The 20,866-nt window shown below is 58.0% G+C and carries 18 protein-coding genes; 5 read left to right on the plus strand and 13 right to left on the minus strand.

Features of this window, described 5'->3' with window-relative positions:
• On the plus strand, positions 1-1,965 hold the full coding sequence (locus tag AC0N03_RS14060; protein ID WP_474289444.1) for a glycosyltransferase: 1,965 nt from the start codon (positions 1-3) through the stop codon (positions 1,963-1,965).
• Positions 1,966-2,086: 121 nt separating this feature from the next.
• On the plus strand, positions 2,087-3,709 hold the full coding sequence (locus AC0N03_RS14065) for an ABC-F family ATP-binding cassette domain-containing protein (RefSeq protein WP_474289445.1): 1,623 nt from the start codon (positions 2,087-2,089) through the stop codon (positions 3,707-3,709).
• Positions 3,710-3,718: 9 nt separating this feature from the next.
• Here AC0N03_RS14065 and AC0N03_RS14070 read toward each other — a convergent pair whose 3' ends face one another.
• A complete protein-coding gene (locus tag AC0N03_RS14070; RefSeq protein WP_474289446.1) occupies positions 3,719-4,648 on the minus strand; it encodes a 4-hydroxyproline epimerase in 930 nt (309 codons plus the stop codon).
• Between the two features lie 3 nt (positions 4,649-4,651).
• Positions 4,652-5,590: a dihydrodipicolinate synthase family protein gene (locus AC0N03_RS14075; RefSeq protein ID WP_474289462.1), complete on the minus strand. Its 939-nt coding sequence runs from the start codon at positions 5,588-5,590 to the stop codon at positions 4,652-4,654.
• A 115-nt stretch (positions 5,591-5,705) separates the two neighbouring features.
• Here AC0N03_RS14075 and AC0N03_RS14080 point away from each other — a divergent pair, with 115 nt between their 5' ends.
• Positions 5,706-6,473: a helix-turn-helix domain-containing protein gene (locus tag AC0N03_RS14080; RefSeq protein WP_474289447.1), complete on the plus strand. Its 768-nt coding sequence runs from the start codon at positions 5,706-5,708 to the stop codon at positions 6,471-6,473.
• A 51-nt stretch (positions 6,474-6,524) separates the two neighbouring features.
• On the opposite strand, the gene AC0N03_RS14085 is transcribed toward AC0N03_RS14080, so the two are convergent.
• From AC0N03_RS14085 to AC0N03_RS14120, 8 genes are all read right to left on the minus strand, one after another.
• Positions 6,525-8,921, minus strand: a complete 2,397-nt coding sequence (locus AC0N03_RS14085) for an aldehyde dehydrogenase family protein (RefSeq protein WP_474289448.1) — start codon at positions 8,919-8,921, stop codon at positions 6,525-6,527.
• Between the two features lie 12 nt (positions 8,922-8,933).
• Positions 8,934-9,917: a deoxyribose-phosphate aldolase gene (deoC, locus tag AC0N03_RS14090; RefSeq protein ID WP_474289463.1), complete on the minus strand. Its 984-nt coding sequence runs from the start codon at positions 9,915-9,917 to the stop codon at positions 8,934-8,936.
• Positions 9,918-9,991: 74 nt separating this feature from the next.
• Complete coding sequence (locus AC0N03_RS14095) at positions 9,992-10,165, minus strand: hypothetical protein (protein WP_474289449.1); 174 nt, start codon at positions 10,163-10,165, stop codon at positions 9,992-9,994.
• Positions 10,166-10,193: 28 nt separating this feature from the next.
• Positions 10,194-10,598, minus strand: a complete 405-nt coding sequence (locus tag AC0N03_RS14100) for a hypothetical protein (RefSeq protein WP_474289450.1) — start codon at positions 10,596-10,598, stop codon at positions 10,194-10,196.
• A gap of 22 nt (positions 10,599-10,620) precedes the next feature.
• Positions 10,621-11,049: a hypothetical protein gene (locus tag AC0N03_RS14105; protein ID WP_474289451.1), complete on the minus strand. Its 429-nt coding sequence runs from the start codon at positions 11,047-11,049 to the stop codon at positions 10,621-10,623.
• Positions 11,050-11,093: 44 nt separating this feature from the next.
• On the minus strand, positions 11,094-12,356 hold the full coding sequence (locus AC0N03_RS14110) for a hypothetical protein (RefSeq protein WP_474289452.1): 1,263 nt from the start codon (positions 12,354-12,356) through the stop codon (positions 11,094-11,096).
• 8 nt (positions 12,357-12,364) lie between these two features.
• Positions 12,365-14,116, minus strand: coding sequence for a hypothetical protein (locus AC0N03_RS14115; RefSeq protein WP_474289453.1), 1,752 nt, complete (start codon positions 14,114-14,116; stop codon positions 12,365-12,367).
• Between the two features lie 214 nt (positions 14,117-14,330).
• Positions 14,331-14,564: a hypothetical protein gene (locus AC0N03_RS14120; protein ID WP_474289454.1), complete on the minus strand. Its 234-nt coding sequence runs from the start codon at positions 14,562-14,564 to the stop codon at positions 14,331-14,333.
• Positions 14,565-14,880: 316 nt separating this feature from the next.
• Here AC0N03_RS14120 and AC0N03_RS14125 point away from each other — a divergent pair, with 316 nt between their 5' ends.
• Positions 14,881-15,036, plus strand: a complete 156-nt coding sequence (locus AC0N03_RS14125; RefSeq protein WP_474289455.1) for a hypothetical protein — start codon at positions 14,881-14,883, stop codon at positions 15,034-15,036.
• 149 nt (positions 15,037-15,185) lie between these two features.
• Positions 15,186-16,391, plus strand: coding sequence for a rhamnan synthesis F family protein (locus AC0N03_RS14130; protein ID WP_474289456.1), 1,206 nt, complete (start codon positions 15,186-15,188; stop codon positions 16,389-16,391).
• On the opposite strand, the gene AC0N03_RS14135 is transcribed toward AC0N03_RS14130, so the two are convergent.
• The 3 genes from AC0N03_RS14135 to rfbA all read right to left on the minus strand — a co-directional run.
• Positions 16,388-19,273 carry a glycoside hydrolase family 99-like domain-containing protein gene (locus tag AC0N03_RS14135; protein ID WP_474289457.1) on the minus strand — a complete coding sequence of 962 codons (2,886 nt, stop codon included), beginning with the start codon at positions 19,271-19,273 and terminating at the stop codon, positions 16,388-16,390. The genes AC0N03_RS14130 and AC0N03_RS14135 overlap by 4 nt on opposite strands.
• A 12-nt stretch (positions 19,274-19,285) precedes the next feature.
• Positions 19,286-20,092: a sulfotransferase family protein gene (locus AC0N03_RS14140; RefSeq protein WP_474289458.1), complete on the minus strand. Its 807-nt coding sequence runs from the start codon at positions 20,090-20,092 to the stop codon at positions 19,286-19,288.
• A 75-nt stretch (positions 20,093-20,167) separates the two neighbouring features.
• The coding region (gene rfbA, locus AC0N03_RS14145; RefSeq protein ID WP_474289459.1) for a glucose-1-phosphate thymidylyltransferase RfbA at positions 20,168-20,866 on the minus strand (699 nt) is incomplete at its 5' end.

Consider the following 20,866-nt stretch of genomic DNA (forward strand, 5'->3'; position numbering starts at 1 on the left):
ATGTTTTTCGATACCTATGCGATATTGCCATACATTGCTGTTATCGTCCTGCCGATTTCGTTTCTTCAGGGCATTGACGCAAACAACCGCACGGTCCGCTTTGCCGGATCCTGGCTGACCATCTTTCTGCTCGTGCGCTATGTCATCTGGCGGGCGACGCATACATTGGGCGCTTTCGATTATTCGGTCAGCAGCTTTGCGACTTACGCATTTTTCATTGTCGAAGTGCTGAGTTGCATCGCCACCATCCTGCTGATGCATGTTCTCTCGAAAGTCTCGGAACGCAGCACCGAAGCCGATGCGAGAGGCGAGGCCTGCCGTGACAAGCCCGAGCCGCTGGTCGACATCCTGATCCCCTCCTACAACGAGGAGCGGGAAATCCTGCGCCGCACAATCGTCGGCGCGCTCTCCCAGAACTATTCCAATTATCGCGTCTGGGTTCTTGATGACGGCAGGCGGGACTGGCTGGCCGAACTGGCTGCCGAACTCGGCGCATTCTATCGCACCCGTACCGGAAATGCCCACGGCAAGGCCGGCAATATGAACGCGACCCTCGACCACCTTGCCAGCCTTGACCAGCCGCCGGAGCTGATCGCCGTTCTCGATGCCGATTTTGTCGCCGGACCAGATTTTCTCCGTCGCTGCATTCCGCTGTTTCAGGACGCCAAGGTCGGCATAGTTCAAACCCCGCAGCACTTTTTCAATCCCGATCCCATTCAGCTCAACCTCAAAAGCAGCCATCTGGTTCCCGACGAGCAGCGGTTCTTCTTTGATGCGATTCTGCCTTCGAAAGATGCACATGGCACGGCCTTCTGCTGCGGCACCTCTTCTGTGGTGCGTCTCGAATGCCTGAAGAAAATCAATGGCTTTCCCATCGAAAGCATCACCGAGGACATGCTGCTGTCGATCAAGCTTGCGGGGCTTGGATACCGGACAGCCTATCTCAACGAACCTCTGACCGCAGGGCTGGCGCCAGAAGGCCTGAAGGAATATCTCACCCAGCGCTCGCGCTGGTGCATCGGCGCCATGCAGATCATCAGATCGAAATGGGGACCATTCTCGCCGGGGCCAACACCGCTGCTCATGCGGCTGCACACATTCGACACACTGCTGTTCTGGACGGTGAGCCCGGTCATGCGAATTTTGTCCATTCTCATGCCTATTCTTTACTGGCCGTTCGGCCTGACCATCATGCACACAAACCTGATGGGCATATTGCAATATTTTGCGCCCTATTGGCTCAGTTGCGTGATCTATCTCGGCTGGGTCAGCCGCGGCGCCAACCTGCCGATCCTCACTGATGCCACGGCGCTGCTCGGCGCCAAGGAATCGATACGCGCCAGCATCATCGGGCTTTTCGGTTCGAAGAACCAGAAATTCGTCGTCACGACCAAAGGCCTGACGCGAAACGGCACCCAGATCCAATGGTCTCTGGCCAAATGGTTCGCGCTTGGCATCGCCCTGACCCTGCTCGGCATTTTCTACACTCTGCTCAAGGGGCCGGATGTCGGCACGACGGCGTCGAACGAAGTGATGACGCTGTTCTGGAGCTGCTACAACATATTGATCCTGCTGCTGGCATTTTTTCTCTGCATCGAGAGGCCAAGGTTCCGGACAGAGGAACGCTTTGCCACCAACGAACCCATACAGGTCGGCATCGGCAACACATCGCGGCTGGGCAAGCTTATCGATATTTCAACGCGGGGCTGCCGTTTTCATGTTTTATATCATGGAGATATCGGCATAAACGACAGCGTTTCGCTGAAAATTCCCAAGTTCCGGGATCTGTCCGCGAGAGTTGTCGAAAGCAAAGACAATATCGTTCGCGTCGAATTCGAGCATGTAACCACCAACAGCATTCACCTGATCAAGGAAATCTATTCTGGAAATTATTTCAAAAGGCTGGAGGGATTTTCCATCTTTCAGCTCATGAAAATCATGGTTGCGCGATATCTGGAGGCGTGAACGGAGTTCAGGCGTTTTTGGGATACAGATATGCAGGATCACATAATTGTTGCACGGCACTCGTCAGGCTGCGCAACACGTGGCATAAGGGCGCCTCAATTTTTTCAGGTCCTGCGTCAACATGATCCGTCTCGAAAATATCAGCAAGCAGAATGGTCACCAGATTCTGTTCATCGAAGCCTCGGCATCACTCCTGAAGGGTGAGAAAGTCGGCCTCGTCGGCCCAAACGGCGCGGGCAAGACCACGCTCTTCCGGATGATCACCGGGCAGGAACTCCCCGACGAAGGCCAGGTGGGCGTCGATCGCGGCGTGACCATCGGCTATTTCAATCAGGATGTCGGCGAGATGTCCGGACGCAGCGCGGTGACTGAAGTCATGGATGGCGCAGGCCCTGTCAGCGCCGTGGCCGCCGAACTGAAAGCGCTGGAGGCGGCCATGGCCGATCCGGATCAGGCCGATAACATGGACACCATCATCGAGCGCTACGGCGAGGTGCAGGGCCGCTTCGAGGAACTGGACGGCTATGCGCTCGATGGCCGGGCGCGCGAAGTTCTGGCCGGACTGAGCTTCACCCCGGAAATGATGGACGGCGATGTCGGCGCCCTGTCCGGCGGCTGGAAAATGCGCGTGGCGCTGGCCCGCATCCTGCTCATGCGGCCCGACGTCATGCTGCTCGACGAACCGAGCAACCATCTCGATCTGGAAAGCCTGATCTGGCTGGAGCAGTTTCTCAAGGGATACGAGGGCGCGCTGCTCATGACCTCGCATGACCGCGAATTCATGAACCGCATCGTCACCAAGATCATCGAGATCGACGGCGGCGGGCTGACCAGCTATTCGGGCGATTACGAATTCTACGAGCAGCAACGCGCGCAAAACGAACGGCAGCAGCAGGCGCAGTTTGAACGCCAGCAGGCCATGCTCGCCAAGGAGATCAAGTTCATCGAGCGGTTCAAGGCGCGCGCCTCCCATGCGGCGCAGGTGCAGAGCCGTGTCAAAAAGCTCGACAAAATCGAACGTGTGGAGCCGCCGAAGCGGCGTCAGGCGGTATCCTTCGACTTTCCGCCTGCGCCGCGATCCGGCGACGACGTCGTCAGCCTCAAGAATGTGCATAAGCGTTACGGCAGCCGCACCATTTACGAAGGGCTCGATCTTGTGGTGCGCCGCAGGGAACGCTGGTGCGTCATGGGCATCAACGGCGCGGGGAAATCAACATTGCTGAAACTGGTGACCGGTTTTGCCGAGCCGGATGACGGCATGGTGGCGCTGGGCGGCAGCGTGAAGCTGGGCTATTTCGCCCAGCACGCCATGGAACTGCTGGATGGCGAGCGCACGGTGTTCCAGTCGCTGGAGGATTCGTTTCCGCAGGCCGGACAAGGCTCCCTGCGCACTCTGGCCGGCTGCTTCGGCTTTTCCGGCGATGATGTCGAGAAGCGGTGCCGGGTGTTGTCCGGCGGCGAGAAAGCCCGGCTTGTCATGGCGAAGATGCTCTATGATCCGCCGAATTTCCTTGTGCTGGACGAACCCACCAACCACCTCGACATGGCGACAAAGGAAATGCTGATCAAAGCCCTGTCGCAATATGAAGGCACCATGCTGTTCGTCTCGCATGACCGGCACTTTCTCGCGGCGCTGTCCAACCGGGTGCTGGAACTGACACCCGAGGGCGTCCATCAATATGGCGGCGGATATGTGGACTATGTGGCGCGCACGGGGCAGGAGGCGCCGGGCCTGCACAGCTGAAGCCGGGCGCTAAAAGATGCCGTTGGCGAACGGGTCTGCCGGATCATGCAGCAAAACCGCTTCGCTCACCACGAAGGCCCGCCCCGTGATGCTCGGGATGATGGCGCCGCTCCCGTCACGCCGGTAACGCCCGGTGAAGCGGCTGCCGACAATGCTCTCCTGCACCCAGTGCGCGCCTTCCGCCAGCTTGCCCGATTGCGCAAGGCAGGCGAGCTTGGCGCTCGTGCCCGTGCCGCAAGGCGAGCGGTCATAGGCGCCGCCGGGACAAAGCACGAAATTGCGGCTCCGCGCGCCGGGCGCCTGCGGCGGGCCGAATATCTCGATATGGTCGATCTCCGCCCCGTCGGCGCCTGTGATATTGTTGGCGGCAAGCGCGGCCTTGATCGCCTCCGCCGCGCGGGTAAGTTCCGGAATATTAGCCATAATCAGCGCACAGGGCGCATTTTCCGTGAGGAAAAACCAGTTGCCGCCCCAGGCGACATCCCCGGTGATACAGCCCAGCCCCGCGACATCCACCCCAACAGATTCACGGTAACGGTAGCTGGCGATGTTCTCTATCGTGACCTCGTTGCGCCCGTGCAGATCGACGCTGACGACGCCGACCGGCGTCTCGAACCGGTGAACGCCCGGCCCGATGCGTCCCATATGCGCCAGCGTCACCGCCGCACCGATGGTGGCGTGGCCACACATGCCCAGATAGCCGACATTGTTGAAGAAGATCAGCCCAGCCGCGCAGGACGGATCGACGGGCTCGCAGAGCAGCGCGCCCACCAGAGCATCGAAGCCGCGCGGCTCATTGACCGCAAAGCTGCGCATATGGTCGAAATCGCGGGCGAATCTGGCACGGCGCTCGGCCATGGAGCCCTTGCCAAGATCAGGGCCGCCCTCGACGATGAGCCGCGTCGGCTCGCCTTCGGTGTGGGAATCGATAACCCGCATCGTTCAGGCTTTCCGTGTCCAGTCGGCATACCAGCGCTTGAACAATCTGAGCTGCGTTTCAGCAAAATGGCGCTGGCTCTCGCTCAGAGCATCCGTCTCGTTGAAATGCAGCGCATATTCGGGGTTGCCCTCAAGCACCATCAGATATTTGTAGTAGAGAACAAGATCAACGCCCTCATCGAACGAGGAGAGCACGCCCAGCGCCTGCTCAAGCTCCAGCGCCCTGGCGCGCGCGCCCGCATCGCCGGCGGCGGCCTTTTCGCATAAAGCCACGAGATGCAGCACTTCCTTGGGCAAAACATTGCCGATACCGGTGATCGCGCCGCCCGCGCCGCAATTGACGAAGCCATGAAACACCTGCGTGTCGACCCCCACCATCAGCGTGAGAGCGCTGTCGCGTCCGGTGATATGCTCGGCGGCATAGCGCAGAGACTCCGCCCCGCCGAATTCCTTGAAGCCGACAAGATGCGGATAGCGCGCACGCAGATCGAAGAACAGATCGGCCTTCGTCTCATAACCATAATAAGGGCTGTTGTAGATGACCGAAGGCAGATCGACCGCAGCCTTGAGTACGCCTTCGAAATGGGCGCGCTGCGCCGCAACCGAACCGCCGCGCGACAGCACGCGCGGAATGATCATCAGGCCTTTGGCGCCGACCTTCTTAGCATGAGCCGCCAGCGCCGCCGCGCGCGCCGGATTCTGCGCGCCGGTGCCGACAATGACCGGAATGCCCGCCTTCACCAGCCGCTCGACGCCTTCCATGCGCTGCTCGTCTGTGAGCAGGGGCCAGTCGCCCATGGAGCCGCAATAAACCACCGCCGACATGCCTGCCGCGATCAGTTCCACGCCCTTTCGCACCAGCGCGTCAAAATCGGGCTGCCGGTCCGGGGTGCAGGGCGTCATCAGGGCGGGTATGGTTCCGGCGAAAATATTGGCGCTCATTGAATTGGCGGTCATGGCTGTCTCCTCGAATGTTGAAATGAGTCTGCCAGAAGCAGACCAGGCCGTCTTGCGGGAAAATTTGGCTTGCACCAGAGAATCAGCACAAACTGTACCGATGAGCGAACAAAATCAAATCCGAGACCAATTCCTGAAGGCGCTTGGCCGGTCATGGCTGGGCGAGGATCTGTTCGATGCCGTCTCGGATACAGTGTTTTTTATCAAGGACAGTGCGGGCCGGTATGTCGCCGTCAACCGCACATTGGTTGAGCGCGTCGGGCTGCGCACCAAGCAGGATCTGATCGGACGAACGGCCCCGGAAGCCTTTCCCGGTGTGCTGGGCCGGCATATTGCCGCGCAGGATCAGGCTGTGCTGCGCGACGGTAAATCCATTCAGGCGGCGCTGGAACTGCATCTCTATTCGGGCGGTGCGGAAGGCTGGTGCCTGACATGGAAGGAACCCCTGCGCGATGCAGCGGGCAAAATCATCGGGCTTGCCGGTCTCTCGCGCGACCTGCAGCCCCTGACCGTCAGCTTGTCCGAAACGGCAGGCCTTTCGCGCGCACTGGATCATATCCGCGACCATCTCGACCAGACCTTGCGTCTTCCCGATCTCGCCGCCAAAGCCGGCATGTCGCTGTTTCAGTTCGATGCTCGGGTGCGCGCCCTCTATGGCATGTCGCCCGGCCAATATATCACGCGCGCGCGCATCGAGCTTGCCTGCGCGCTGCTGCGCAAGGGCCGCGACGCTATCGGCCAGATTGCGCAGGAATGCGGCTATGCCGATCAGGCAGCCTTCACCCGGCAATTCCGCAAATCCGTGGGCCTGACGCCCAAGGCCTATCGCGCCGCCGCACGGCCCGCTCCGGGCACTGCCGGAAAATGAAAGATCCTTTGCCCGAATAGCGCGCCGAATCTGCCGCGCGGCTCTGCGCGCTCATTCGCCGTAGGGCACCCAGATGGTCTTGATCTGCGTGGCGCGGCGCAGATATTCGGCGCCCTGCCCCTGCACATCCGAATGCCAGTCGATCTGCGCGGGATCCATCGTCCAGACCGATTTGAGATTGCCCGCCGAGGCTTGTTCCACGCCGGCCCAGCCCGAACGCGGAGCCGCATACCAGAGACAGTCCACCTCGTCATGTTCGGCAAGGGTTTTGGCAAGTTCGGTCCGTTCTCCGGTGACGATATTGACGACGCCGCCGGGCACATCCGACGTGTCGAGCACCTGATATAGATCGGTTGCTGCCAGCGGATGAACGGGCGACGGCACCACCACGACGCGGTTGCCCATGGCGATAGCGGGCAGCACGAGGGAGACAAGGCCCAGCAGCGGCGCATCATCGGGGCACAGAATGCCCATGACGCCAAAGGGCTCGTTCAGCGCCACCGTGAGATGGCGCGAGCGCGTGGCATGAACACGGCCGTCGAATTTGTCGGCATAGGCGGCATAATAGAACATGCGGCGGATGGACTGCTCAACCTCATCGCGCGCGCCCGACGCCGACTGGCCGAAATCGCGCAGCCGCGCCTCAAATTCCGCGGCTCTGGCGGCCAGATTTTCCGCCATGTAATAGAGAACCTGCGCCCGGTTATGTCCGGCCTGCCCGCTCCAGCCTGTGGCTTTCGCCGCCGCTTCCACGGCATTGCGGATGTCCTTGCGATTGCCAAGACCGGCAAGGCCGAGAGGCGCGCCGCCCGCGCCCATTACCTGATAGGAATAGCCTGAATCGGGCCGCGCCTGCTTGCCGCCCACATAAAGTTTGGCGGTACGATCGATGCCGGGAATGCCATCCGCGACGGCGGTCGGTTGCGGCACGGCGACCAGCGGCGCCGGACTGGCGGCGATATCCGCCGGAGCCTTCGCGGCGCTGCGCGAAACCAGATATTCAAACATGCCCTCGCGGCCGCCCTCCCGGCCAAAGCCGCTTTCCCTGTAGCCGCCAAACCCGGCAGCAGCGTCAAACAGATTGGTGGAATTGATCCATAGCACACCTGCCTTTATCTTCGAGGCGACATCGAGCGCACGATCGATGTTTTGCGACCAGACCGAACCGGCAAGGCCATAACGGCTGTTATTGGCCAGTTGCACCGCCTCGTCGGGTGTGCGGAAGGTCATGGCCACGGCGACAGGGCCGAAAATCTCCACCTCGGCGACGGTCGAGGCCGGTTCCACATCGACAATCACCGACGGCGGGAAGAAGCTTCCCTTTTCCGGCAGGGCGCAGGGCGCCTGCCAGAGCCGGCCGCCTTCCTCGACGCCCTTCTGCACAAGCTCGCGGATACGCTGCAACTGCACCGGCGCGATAATAGCGCCCATATCGATGGTCTTGTCGAGCGGGTCGCCCACGCGCAAGGTCTGCATCCGGCGATAGAGCTTATCAAGAAACCGCGCATTGATGCCCTCCTGAATCAGCAGGCGCGACCCGGCGCAGCAGACCTGCCCCTGATTGAACCAGATGGCATCGACGACGCCTTCAACGGCGGCATCGAGATCAGCATCCTCAAAGACGATGAAAGGCGACTTGCCGCCAAGCTCAAGCGATAATTTCTTGCCCGAGCCCGCCGTCGCGCGCCGGATGATGCGCCCCACATCGGTGGAGCCGGTGAAGGCGATCTTGTCGACGCCGGGATGTTCCACCAGCGCCGCGCCCGTGCCGCCATCGCCGGTGACAATATTAACGACCCCCGGCGGAAGCCCGGCCTCGCTGCAAATTTCCGCGAAGGCGAGCGCGGTGAGCGGCGTAAATTCAGCCGGTTTGAGCACGACGCAGTTACCCGCTGCCAGTGCGGGCGCAATTTTCCAGGCCAGCATGAGGAGCGGAAAGTTCCAGGGGATGATCTGGCCGCACACCCCGACAGGCGCATAGCCGGGAAACTCGCTCTCCATCAGCTCGGCCCAGCCGGCATGATGATAGAAATGGCGGGCCACCAGCGGAATGTCGATATCGCGCGATTCACGTATCGGTTTGCCATTGTCGAGCGATTCCAGAACCGCGAGGAAACGCTCGCGCTTCTGGACATGGCGCGCCAGCGCATAAAGATGACGGGCGCGGATATGCCCCGGCAACGCGGCCCAAGCGGGCTGGGCGGCGCGGGCAGCCCGGACAGCGGCGTCAATGTCCCCGGCAGTGCCTTCCGCCACGCGCGCCAGCACAACATCCCGCGCGGGATTAGCGACCTCGAACGTGCCCCCAGCCCGCGACGGCACGAAAGCCCCGCCGATATAATGGCCAAAACCAGCGCTGTGCCGCTCCAGCCATTCCCTGACATGGGTTTCAGATTCAGGAGCGGGGCCATAATCCATGGTCTGTAAAATGTCCTTGATGGTCGGCACTGATGTTGCTCCTCAGGCGAGCGCGTGATGGTTGGCGGCGGAATAGCGGCCAGTGACGAAATGTTCGAGCTGGCGCTCGATATCCCCGAGCATCGAACTAGCACCGATGCGGAACAGGTCAGGCTCAAGCCATTCGCGGCCCAGTTCTTCCTTCATCAGTGTGAGCCATGCGAGCGCATCTTTGGCGCTTTTCAGGCCGCCCGCCGGTTTGAAGCCGATTTTCTCGCCGGTCAGGTCGCCATAATCGCGCAGCGCCCGCAGCATGACGAGGCTGACCGGCAGCGTGGCATTGACCTCTTCCTTGCCGGTGGAGGTCTTGATGAAATCGGCTCCGGCCATCATCGCCACCATGCTGGCCTTATAGACGTTGCGCAGGGTCTTGAGATCGCCCGTGGCCAGAATGGCCTTCATGTGGGCGCTGCCGCAGGCTTCACGCATGGCGCTGATCTCGTCGTAAAGCGCGTCCCATTGCTGGAGGAGAACCTGCTGCCGGAAAATGACAATGTCGATTTCCTGCGCGCCATTATCGACAGCATAGCGGATTTCGGCAAGGCGCTGGGCCAGCGGCGTGAGGCCCGCCGGAAAGCCGGTGGCGACCGAGGCGACCGGAATGCCCGAGCCTTCCAGCGCCCTGACGGCGGCAGCAACCATGGCCGGATAAACACAAACCGCGCCAACCTTCGGCGGGCTATCCTCGAGACCAAGCGCCTTGACGAGATCCTCGCGCAAAGGACGGCGCGCCTTGAGCGCCAGCCTGTGCACCCGGCCCGGCGTATCGTCGCCCGCCAGCGTGGTGAGATCGATGCATTGCAGGGCCTTGACCAGCCATGCGGCCTGAAATTCCTTCTTGACCGTGCGCCGTCCGCCAAGGCTCGCAGCGCGCCGTTCCGCAGCGGTCAGATTGACCTCGACGGCCTCGAACCATTCGGGATGGAGCGGTGTTCCCCGGTTGCGCGGATGGCCGGAGACGGCCGGTTCCCGCGCCGCGACAGGCATTATCGCCGAACCGGCCGGCTGATCCGTCTGGCCGGAAGCGGACGGGATTTTATCGGTTTTTTTCATGATGGGCTTCATCCGACAACAGGATACTCGAAAACAAACATCAGCCGTGCCTTGGATTTTTCAAACATATCCGGCAGTTTGTCGAGACAGAGTTCGAGGATGACGGTAAATTCCCACCATAATGTGCCAGAAGCGCGCCGGGTAATGGCGCGCCTGGTTACTCGGCGAAGCAGCGCGTGCACCAGCCGGATCAACACCAGCCGGAAAGCATTATTTGAATATTCCGGACAATTTGTTGAACGCATAAGGTGCGAACAGGGACGAGCCCGCAAGAAAATAAGAGCCGAGCGAGCCAAGGAATGCAGGAATCACGCTTGCGTCGTTGAAGGCATCAAAGATTATGACGTTACCCACGGCCCACAGGAAGCAGGCCAGCACAACAGCGCCGATGAACCCGGCCAGACGGCTGTAGCTGGTATTGTCAGGCAAAATCCCGGCCCCTGCCGTTGCCCCGGAACCCGCAGCAACATCCACGACCGGATTGGGTTGAGAATCGGGCGCCTTTTCCCGCAACACGGCACGCATGTCCACCTGGTGCAACGAAAGGCGCAGCAACAGGATGATGCCGCCATCGAAGATGAGCAGGGTCAGCCAGCTTATAAGAGTCTTGTCCATGATACCCCCCGATTCCGGACACCTAAGCCAGAATGCAATAGGTCACATTGCCGCCGTCATTGGGCAACGATCCGCGGATAAAAATTTCCCGCGTCAGATTTGACGACGTGAACAGCGAAACCAGTACGGAGGCGACAAGTCCCGCCGCCTTGAACGCGATTTGCGGGGCGCTGGCAAAGGCCTCCGTCGCCAGATGCTCCAACGTGGCAATGGCGCCTTCAACAGTGAATTCGGCGAAGAGATCGTGCGCCTCATTGTTGGACGGATCGGCGTTGTTGACCGTCACGTAATAGCCGCTGTCGCCGACCTGAATATTGACGTCAGCGTCGGGCCGCACCGTCAGCAATTCGCCGGATGCCAGTCCGACACCGCCCGAAGGCACGGGAATGTCAACGCCGTCAGGCGCCGTCACCATGCGAACGTCGCAGACATTGGTGTTGTCGTCAGCCATGATACCCTCCATCGGATTTGAAGACATGTAAAAGCCAAAACAGGTCAGGAGCCGGAACCCGGCCCCGTCGTCTGGCCGGATTGCGCCGTTTGCGGCGCGTCCATAGGCGGCAGGACAGGCAGCGGACTGCAAAACATGGCCGCGACCTGCATCCCGTCGCGCGAATAGGTGATTGATCCGTCAGCCTGTGTCGTCTGTGTCGCGCCATGCAGGGAAAACGGGCCGAGAAACCCGTCAGCGGAGGCGAGGGCGGCGCGCGCATCATCAGACCATTGACCCGAAATGCGCAAATTGCGGACGATGACCAGCGCGACCGGAAGGCCATAGGTCGCAGGCGCTTCGGTGCTGTTTGCCGGAGCCGGAGGCATGGGCAGGAGTGCGCCCTGCGGCAACCCCGGAATGTACCAGCCCTTGTCTGCGAGAAAAATGCTGTCCCACCAGGGAGCGCCCGCCGAGAGATAGGCAAGCGTGACATATTGATGTTCAAGATGCAGCGTCAGAGTCGATGTCGATCCCGTTTTGATGATGGGAATCGGATCTATCGGATGAAACCATATCCTTGCTATGGGCGGCACCTGCGAGACAGAAGCTGTGGCCGTCACCGGCTGCAGTGCGACCCGGCTGGCTAAAAGCGGCTGTGTGGCTGCATTGCCTGAAGATATCCGCGAGGTGGCAAGAGCATATCTCGCCATGTTTACGGATGGCGGCGAAACGGACGCAGCTGGCGGCGCAGCCGAAGTCACGGCCGGTTCCGGCACAAACCGGCGCTGGCCGATCATCCAGAATTGCGGGCGGATCACCGGCGGAACCGGAACATTCGACGGCGCGGGCGAAGGCGTGTTCTGGGTCGTTGAAGAATCGAAGACATTCCAATAGCCCGTATTCGCGGGCTGACACCAGTCATCCGGTTCGCACAAGACCGGATTGGGCACGTCGCCCGAACCGAAGCTCTGCTTTGCATCGCGGATAAGGCCGCTCACGCGCTTCCAGTTGTCCTCGGAAGGATCGCCGGCCGGTACGGCATAACTGACGGCGTTCTTGTAGATCTGCTGAGAGGTGCCATGCGACAGATCTATCCCGCTGACCTCGCATTCGGATGCTGAGACAACAAAAGGCATGCCGAAATTGGCACTCAGAAAGGTCTGAACCTGCGTGGGATTGATAATGCCGGACTGAACCAGATCATCCGGCACGGAAATGCCCGGCAGGAACACCAGCGAAGCCTGTGCCGCCTTGCCGCCATAGGCGCTCACCAGCGCCGCCGTAACGGCCTGTCCGAGCGCTGTTATCTGATCGACCTCCGGCATGGCATCACCTAGCCTTGCGCATTTGCTGTTGCATCGGCCGGCTTTTGCTTTGGCAAAGTGGGATCGTCAATCTTGGGCGCGGCGGGCTGAATCTCGCCGATCCAGCCGGCGATCTGCGAGCCCAGCAAATTCAGCGTTCCGCCCTTGCCGCCGTCGGAGGTGAAGCTGAAGCCGGACGATGTATCGCTTGATCCGAAGGCTCCGCTTGATTGCTGATCGTCATGTTTGCCCGAAGCATTGTACCAGAGGTAGCTGGCCTGCACGCCGACCGAAGTCGAGCTCGACTGCCCGGAGCCGGCGCTGCTCTGCATCGCCGTGTTCAGCGCCGTGCCGATATCTCCCCAGTCATCGCAGGTGATGGTCACGTTGCGGACAATCAGGAACCCCTTGGGCAGCATGGGCAGGATTGCCGGTGTCTTGTCGCCGATCTGATTGGCTATCGTCCCGTCGCTGATGCTGTTCTTGCGTTGGCCAACCAGATACCAGCCCTCAATGTTGAAAAGATCCCCCAACAGCCAGGGACGTTCGATAGTGGCGATGAAAAATTCCAATGTGACGCTGGCCGAACTGGAGTGATCGGCATGAGACGTCCAGTTGAACTGGTTGGCATGATTGGCAAAGGCATTCGAGGCGTCCGCATGGCTGACATTGGCGGATGCGCTGGCAATGCCGATATTGACTCCGCCGCTGCCCGAATTGGATGAGGACTGCTGCTTCTGCCAATTATCGGCGAATGATCCCTGCCCAGAGGCTGTCCGGGCGTCATGCGCCGCGGAATGTCCGGTAATTTTCTGGATACCGAAAGAACTGTCCGTCGCATCCCACCAGGAAATCGGGCTGATATAAGACCATGGCACATTGACGGATACCGAGCCGCCGAGCTGGAGCGAATAGGCTTCAAACATCTGATTGGCGAGCGCAACCAGCGCCGTCGCAGCATTCTCGCCCACTGTCGCGATTGTATTGAGCGCGTCTTCAACTTGCTTGCGGCCCATGGCGTTGAAATCGTCAAGCGCCTGCGTGACGGCATTGGCGTAGGTCTGCGCCTGAACGGGCCAGGCCTGACCGGCAACCGGATCTGCCATGGCCTGCGCATAGGCCGCGGCCTGTGCGCCGATCGCATCCGTCCATGCCTTTCGGTTGCGCCGGTATTGCGCATAAAGCTGCGTATAGCCGCAGAAATTGCCATTGCTGTCGCGCAGATACAGCAGATTTTGTGCGGCGGCCACGGCATCCAGCACCGACTGCGCGGGCTGGGACGTCTGCAGCGGCTGCATGCCCTTGAGCACCGTGTAATATTCGATGCTCACCTTGCGCTCAGGCCACGCAACGGCAACGCCATTCTGCGTGACTTCAAGCATCTGGTCGACGAGATTGGACGTGAACCAGGCATTCTGGATAGAATTCTCCAGCTGCTGATTCGGCTGCGGTTTTGGCGGAGGATAGACCGCGCCCGCCGGCCCGACGCCGTTGGAAGCCGTACCGCCCGCAGCGCCAGATTGCGCCGGCGGCGCCACAAATGTGCCGTCGTTGCCGAAGCTGCTGGACGAATCTCCGCCGCCCGGCGTCCAGGCATTAGCGAACATCTTTGGGTCAATGGGATAGCCTGTCGGCATATGCATATAGATCGCCGATCCTGAAGGCTTGCCATCGGGGCCGATCTGGCTGGCCGCCACATAACGCTCGATCTGGTCGAGGGCATCAAGCAAGGCTTTGGTGATATTTCCGACGGAACCAAGTTGAGATACTGCGTCCGGCATTTCGCACTCCCATAGCTTGAATTGGGCCGCGCGCATCGATCTTGAAATGGATGCGTTAAATATTGACAGTTTTATGAATTGCAATATTGGAATTTTGATTCAATTTTATAATTTTTTTATATATTATTCTGAAAAATCGAATTTATCTGATGATATGAACATAGCTTTTTTAAATTGTCAAACCATAAATATTATTCCAAATTTAATATATACTTCAATTTTTTTGCAAATATTTCAAAATTGCAATGAATTTATCATCAATACGATTAAACAATTCCATTTCTGAAACAAGCAACATGTGAATATTTACGAAATTTCCCCCGCCCCGATCCATTATAGCGGCAGGATCTTGCGCATGCTGCCCGTTGCAAATGGTGATAAACAGCCGGACATTGCCAGCAAGGCAGAAAAGCCGTCGCGAAACTTGGCAGTAATCCATGCGTTTCACTGCGAGATTTGCTAAAGGCAGTTAATTCGATTGCATCAGGAGACTGCCTGACAATGAAACGGCCGCAATGAACACAGGCAAGCGCCCTGGTGCGGGAAGAACTGCGCCATCTAGCGGCGTTCAACGCCAGCGACCGGCGTTGGCAGATGCCGTTCTGCGCGGCGCTCGCCTCCGGGCTGCCTCTGCTTGTCGGCGCCTATTTCGACCATCGCGATTACGGCCTCGTGTCCTCGCTCGGCGGACTGGTATTCCAGTACTCGCCCAACACTGCTCTGGGACACCGCATGGTCGGGCCGCCGGGCACCTGTTTTTCATCATGGCGGCCTCCATCGGCATTTATGCATCGGTCGAATTGCTGCAGGTGCCGCCTTATGTGGGGCTGATCGGCGGCATCTGCCTGCACAGCCCGCAGTTTCGCGCCCTGCTGGGGCGATATCTGCGGCGCATCTGGCCGCCCCGGCTCCTGCCCTGAAAGAAGAAACCCGCCGTCTCAAAAATAAAACGGCAGGCCTCCAGCGTAAAGCGGCGGCATCCTGCTCGTCGCGCCTAAAAATTGACAATTTATTTGTTGACCGTAGATCGCGATGCATTGGTTATTTCAGTGAATATTTATAGAATGCGATGATGAAGGTTTTCCGGCTCCACTCCAAACGCGATCCTGCATCTTTTCCGGTGCTGAAAGCACAGATCATCAAAAAGGGTGTGAGCGAAACTCTTTTCCTGATCAATGGCGACAACGCGTGTTTCACCCTTGTGCCGCAGCTTGGCGCCTCGGCCTTGCACATCGAGAGCGGAGATCTCGAAACACGCAAGCTGGCCCTGTTGCCCAGCCTGCGCGCGCGCGTTCATGCCATGACAACCGTCAAAATGAAGAAATTCCTCAAATTTGACGCCTATAAAATTCTGTTCGATGCGCCGCCCCCGGCGCGCAAGCTGCAAATCCGGACGAACAAACTGCTGACGCGGCTCAATTCGCGGCCAGATTCGCCGGTGGTGCGCCGCCATCCTGAATTGCTGATCGGCTGGGGCAAGGATGCCGTGCGGCTTGCCGCGCCGCTGCAAAGGCTTGCGCCGCCGGTGCGGATCGCCATCGTCGTGCATGTCTATTATCCGGAAACCTGGCCGGAACTGGCGGAGGTGCTGCGCCATATCCCCTATCAGCACGACCTGTTCATAACCACCGTCGCCGGGCAGGCGGATCTGGCAGAACAGATGCGGCGCGACTTTCCCGATGCAACCCTGCGGCTGGTGGAAAACCGCGGGCGGGACGTGCGCCCCTTCCTTGTGCTGCTGGAGGAAGGGCTGCTTTCGCCCTATGAGCTGGTGTGCAAAATTCACGGCAAGAGATCGCTGGCGAACGATTCTTCGGGCAATCTGGGCGATATCTGCCGGCGGCGGATTTTGTTTGACCTGCTGGTGGCGCCCAACAGCGTCGAGGATATTGCCGGGCGCTTCATCGCCAGCCCTCAACTGGGCATGATCGGCCCGAAAGCTTTCCGCCTCAACAGCAAGCGGGATCACGGCATATTCTGGCGCGCCAATCAGGCGCAGATGGTGCGGCTTATCCGCGAACTGGGGGGCGAGCCGGCCGCCGTCAGGCCGGATTTTTTTGAAGGCACGATGTTCTGGGTGCGGCCCGCCGCGCTGGAGGCGCTGGCGCGGCTTAAATTGAGCGAACGGTTTGAACCGGAGAACGGCGCCTTGGACGGCGCGCTCGAACATGCTGTCGAGCGCGTGTTGGCAACAGCCACCCAACTGAATGGATATCAGTTGGGCGATACCGATGGCATGAATAGTGAGCGAATTTTGTCTAAAGCCCAAGCCTAAACGAGTTCAACTAGATAACCAGCCTGCTCGACCGCAAGAGAAATTATGCGTTCAACAGCATGCGCTGCGGTTCCGTCAGCCAATCCTTCTTCCATATCCCAATGCTTGTGCATGTCTATGAGATCCAAGGACGCCAGCGCCTCTGGCCGAAACCAATACATCGAGCCCGCGGGGAAGGCAGAATTTCGATATTCAAGATTCGTCGCTTTACATATTTCAATGACGTTGCTTGAATTATAGAGCATGTTTTCGGCTGAAAACTCGACATAATGCTCCTTTGGCGCAATTAAACCAAGCCTGGGTTGATCAAGAAATCTCCTCGTTATCGATGGACTGACGATATTTGCAAACAAATTTCTCCGCCAGGCATCACCGTCCACTCTGTGTACACTGCGCTTGGAGTGCAATTTGCAAACTGCTGTATAATTTAATCTTCGGATCCTTCTTAGCATGGATAAAAACGGCCGTATGTCCCTTCCTCGATTTTCAACAACTTCAATCCAGCTATTTGGCAGATCTAACTTCATCGTTCTTGCCAGATGGATATCTGTAGTTGTGATATAAATATCGCATGACTGTATTGGTTTTATTGCTTCCCTGATTTCTCTCCATGTTTCAGCGTAATGCATATGCAGGATCAGAGCAAATTCTCCGCGTTTATTGCTCGGGACGGATGACGGCAAGCTGAATTCGTTCGTATGAGCCGCCACAGCATCATAAGTTGCTTGCAAATAACCAAAGCCATGTTTGCGATCCGGCTCCAAGTGCGTGCCTTCCGCCCATTCGTTCCATGCGTTGACAAACACGAGCTTTTCACTGCTTCCATATTTTTGATTTTCTGCAACTCGGAAACAAAGAGCGGACAGCCATTGAAAGTAGCGAGTTAGTGAAAAGTTGCCCATTATATGCGAAGCATTTTGCCTTCTCGCCGTATTGTCCCAAGACAATGTTGCCGATCTAAATAATTTATAGTCAGGCTCCGCCTCTTTTATCGCTCCATTCGCGGCTTCCGCATAATCATAAATATTGCCTTCGAATTTATCATTTATTATATCGAATTTATTCTTTATATTCGATCTATTTATTTGATGCGGCGGGAACTCAACAGCCGCATCAAAACCGAACTTAACCGGATCGCGCATACCGAAAGTGAGCGCAGCGACAAGATATAGCCCAGAAAATCCCTGATTTAGTGCTTCCTTCCGCCAAATTCCTACAATTTTATTTATGTCAGGAATTACATCCGCCCGGTACACGATAAGAACCGGGCGATTATCTATTTTAATATATCTATTATCTCTAAAATATTTACTTACGTATTTTATAAATTCGGCCGGATCTTTTTCCGAATAGCTTTGAGCAATCAAAACCTCTTGATCTTGACCGTCCCAGCGACGCGTCCAGTTCTCATTTGCCCAAGTTAAACAAAATTCAATATCAACGTTTGGGTTTTCGATAAAATCAAGCAGAGGTTTTTCGAGTAATGTTTTCCCGGAAAACCAATAAAAATAAAATGAGAATGCCGACACGCCATATTGCCTAGCAACAATTGCCTGCTCCTCCATGATCGATTTAACCCGCAGATCGTAATATCCGAAATGTATCGGGCAATGCGGTTGATAGTGATCGACAAAATTAGGCAAAGCCTTTCCAACGTTATACCATTCTGTAAATCCCTTACCCCACCACTGATCATTTTCCGGAATTGGATGAAATTGTGGCAAATAAAATGCAACGATTTTTACAAGCGGATTAATGGGTTCTGGAGGACAATAGCTTACAAAGTTCTCATTAGTCGATGAAAAGGCGATTTTTTTGATACTATCATTGGTCATATATTCATTTGTATTTTGAATTTGACAATTTTGATCATTTTGATCAGCACCTGTCCTAAATGCCTTCCGTTTCTTGCTATTAAACGGATGTCTCCACATGGCCCGCAATTTTAGAGCTAGAGTCGCTTTGGAGCCTCGCAGAACCAATGACGTTGCAGTCTGAACTTCCAATCGCCCCTCCTTCTTTCCAAACATCACATAATGCTGCAGCGGGTTGAGGCCGGAGAGCGCAACATCGGGGTTGCTGTCCAGATAAAACTGCGTGTCAAAAGCCGGCCCGGGGTTGCGGCCTTCAAAGGCGCCATGCAGGATATAATGCGCCACCGGCTCAAACCGCGAAGCGGCAACATCGGGATAGGCGGCCTTATACCATTGCCGGTCAAACAGACCGGATTGCATCAGGATTCGGCAGGTTTTGGCAAATTTGGATTTGCTGAACCGGCGCGCCAGCGCCCCCCGCAGGCTTTTGCGCCGCGAGGCATAATCGCTCTTGTATATAAATTCGGCCAGTGCCGCCCGGCGCGGCGCGGACAGGGCCAGCCCGTGGCGAAGGCCATCCACCTGCGCGGCGATGGCTCTGGCCTCGCTCAGGCTTGCTTCGGACTGCGCGCGATCTTTCTGCACGATTGCAAGTTCGCTTTCGCGCTCAGCCAGACGCGCGCCAAGCTCGCTGTTGAGGCTATTGTACTGCTCTGCGGCCGCGGCCATTTCTTGCTGAAGCTGTGCAAGTTCGCTTTCGCGCTCTTCCAGCCGCGCGGCGAGTTGCTCATTATGGCGCTTGAGGTCCGTCATCGCGTTGAAATGAAATTCGGATATATCAAGCTTCTGCTTCATATCCCGGATTTCGGCAGACACCCGCCGCGCCGCCTGCAGGCTCTTGTGGGCACCCGCCAGTTCCTGCTGCAGTGTCGTCAATTCAAAATCCAGCGAACTGCTGCGCGCGATGGCCTCATTCCGCTCGTTTGAGAGTCTTGTAAGCAGGCCGAGAGTATCGGGCGCGGTTGCAGCCGCCGAGGGCTTCTTCTGGGCTTCCAGTACGCACAGCATTTCAAAATCACGTCAGACATCATCCAGCAGCGCAAGCGTTTCAGCCGGCACAACAGAAGCGCTGCGCAGGCTGTCGAAAGCGCCGTAGGTCTGGGTTATCCAGATATATTTGGCTTCAAGATTGTTCAGGGAAGATCTGGCGAAGCGGTTATGGCGCAGATCGCCGCTGACAAAATCCTGCAGGGCCCGGGCGTTCTCCTCAACCCGGATCAATTCCGCAAGCTGCAGATTGTTGACGATGGCCCCGAGCGTTGCCACCGGCGCTTCGATCAAATCTGCATAAGACACGAAAGCGCGCGGTAAGGTTCGCGTCGCCTGTTCGGCATCAAGGCAATGGCGCAGCCAAAGCAGCAGGCCGTGCTGCAGCCCGAATTTGTCCCGGACCGTCAGCGAATGTGCGACCTCAAGCGGATTTCTGACAATGAGCACGCATTTCATGGCGATGCCCATCATGTTCAGCGCATCCACCCATAGCGGCAGCATGCGGCAGATGCGCGGGTCCTTGACCACAAATACCGGCGCGTCGCCAAATTCGGCATTGATTTCTCTGATCAGCGCATCACGCCAGGCATCCCATTGCAGCGAGCCCTGCTGCGGCAGGTCGAGCCGGGTAAAATCATCCCAGCTGCTGTTTGAATCCGCCAGCACACGATCGGAGAATTCCGTGATTTTCAGAGATTCCCAATAGCCCCGCTCATTATTCGCATCGCCCGGCATCAGATTATTCGGCGCTTTGGCCCCCGCAAGCGCCAGCGCGCCGGCAAGGGCTGAGGTTCCGCTGCGATGCATTCCAAGCACAAGCAGAGCTATTCGGGACATATTCAATCCTCTTGATGATGTTTGACAGATAAGGCAGGCATACGCGCCGGGACACAAAACGCTTCAGTTACCGGACTATTCTTCAGCGATGCTTTGCAGATATTGCCCGTAGCTGCTCTTGCCCAGTTTTTCAGCCAGATGCACAAGCCCGGCACGGGAGATAAAGCCGTTGCGATAGGCGATTTCCTCCGGCGCGCAGATGCGCACACCCTGCCGTTTTTCCAGCGCGCGCACGAATGTCGCCGCATCGACAAGCGATTCCGGCGTGCCGGTATCGAGCCAGGCATAGCCCCTGCCCAATGTTTCAACGGAAAGCTGGCCGCGCTGGAGATAGATGCGGTTCACGTCGGTGATTTCCAGCTCGTTGCGGGCGGAGGGCCGCAGATTGCGGGCAATTTCGACCACCTCGCCGTCATAGAAATAAAGCCCGGTGACGGCGAATTTCGATTTCGGCTTTGCGGGCTTTTCCTCAATGGAGATGGCCTTGCCGTCAGCATCGAATTCAACGACGCCATAGCGCTCCGGATCATGCACCTGATAGGCGAAAACCGTCGCACCGCTATTCCGTTCCGCGGCGCGCTGGCAGGTGTCCTCAAGGCCGTGACCATAGAAAATATTGTCGCCAAGAATGAGCGCCGACGGGCCGCCGGCAACAAATTCGGCGCCGAGAATATAGGCCTGCGCCAGTCCGTCCGGGCTTGGCTGCACGATATAGGACAGGTCGATGCCCCATTGGCTGCCATCGCCCAGCAATTCCCGGAACAGAGGCAGATC

It is taken from the genome of Methylocystis sp. sgz306128, from assembly GCF_056032725.1.

Excerpts from the sequence above, each read along its gene's own strand:
- AC0N03_RS14130 (WP_474289456.1), top strand. The coding sequence starts at position 15,186 with ATGATGAAGGTTTTCCGGCTCCACTCCAAACGCGATCCTGCATCTTTT.
- AC0N03_RS14115 (WP_474289453.1), bottom strand. The coding sequence starts at position 14,116 with ATGCCGGACGCAGTATCTCAACTTGGTTCCGTCGGAAATATCACCAAA.
- AC0N03_RS14075 (WP_474289462.1), bottom strand. The coding sequence starts at position 5,590 with ATGAGCGCCAATATTTTCGCCGGAACCATACCCGCCCTGATGACGCCC.
- AC0N03_RS14070 (WP_474289446.1), bottom strand. The coding sequence starts at position 4,648 with ATGCGGGTTATCGATTCCCACACCGAAGGCGAGCCGACGCGGCTCATC.
- deoC (WP_474289463.1), bottom strand. The coding sequence starts at position 9,917 with ATGCCTGTCGCGGCGCGGGAACCGGCCGTCTCCGGCCATCCGCGCAAC.
- AC0N03_RS14100 (WP_474289450.1), bottom strand. The coding sequence starts at position 10,598 with ATGGACAAGACTCTTATAAGCTGGCTGACCCTGCTCATCTTCGATGGC.
- AC0N03_RS14140 (WP_474289458.1), bottom strand. The coding sequence starts at position 20,092 with ATGTCCCGAATAGCTCTGCTTGTGCTTGGAATGCATCGCAGCGGAACC.
- AC0N03_RS14135 (WP_474289457.1), bottom strand. The coding sequence starts at position 19,273 with ATGCTGTGCGTACTGGAAGCCCAGAAGAAGCCCTCGGCGGCTGCAACC.
- AC0N03_RS14105 (WP_474289451.1), bottom strand. The coding sequence starts at position 11,049 with ATGGCTGACGACAACACCAATGTCTGCGACGTTCGCATGGTGACGGCG.
- AC0N03_RS14065 (WP_474289445.1), top strand. The coding sequence starts at position 2,087 with ATGATCCGTCTCGAAAATATCAGCAAGCAGAATGGTCACCAGATTCTG.
- AC0N03_RS14080 (WP_474289447.1), top strand. The coding sequence starts at position 5,706 with ATGAGCGAACAAAATCAAATCCGAGACCAATTCCTGAAGGCGCTTGGC.
- AC0N03_RS14125 (WP_474289455.1), top strand. The coding sequence starts at position 14,881 with ATGGCGGCCTCCATCGGCATTTATGCATCGGTCGAATTGCTGCAGGTG.
- AC0N03_RS14060 (WP_474289444.1), top strand. The coding sequence starts at position 1 with ATGTTTTTCGATACCTATGCGATATTGCCATACATTGCTGTTATCGTC.
- AC0N03_RS14110 (WP_474289452.1), bottom strand. The coding sequence starts at position 12,356 with ATGCCGGAGGTCGATCAGATAACAGCGCTCGGACAGGCCGTTACGGCG.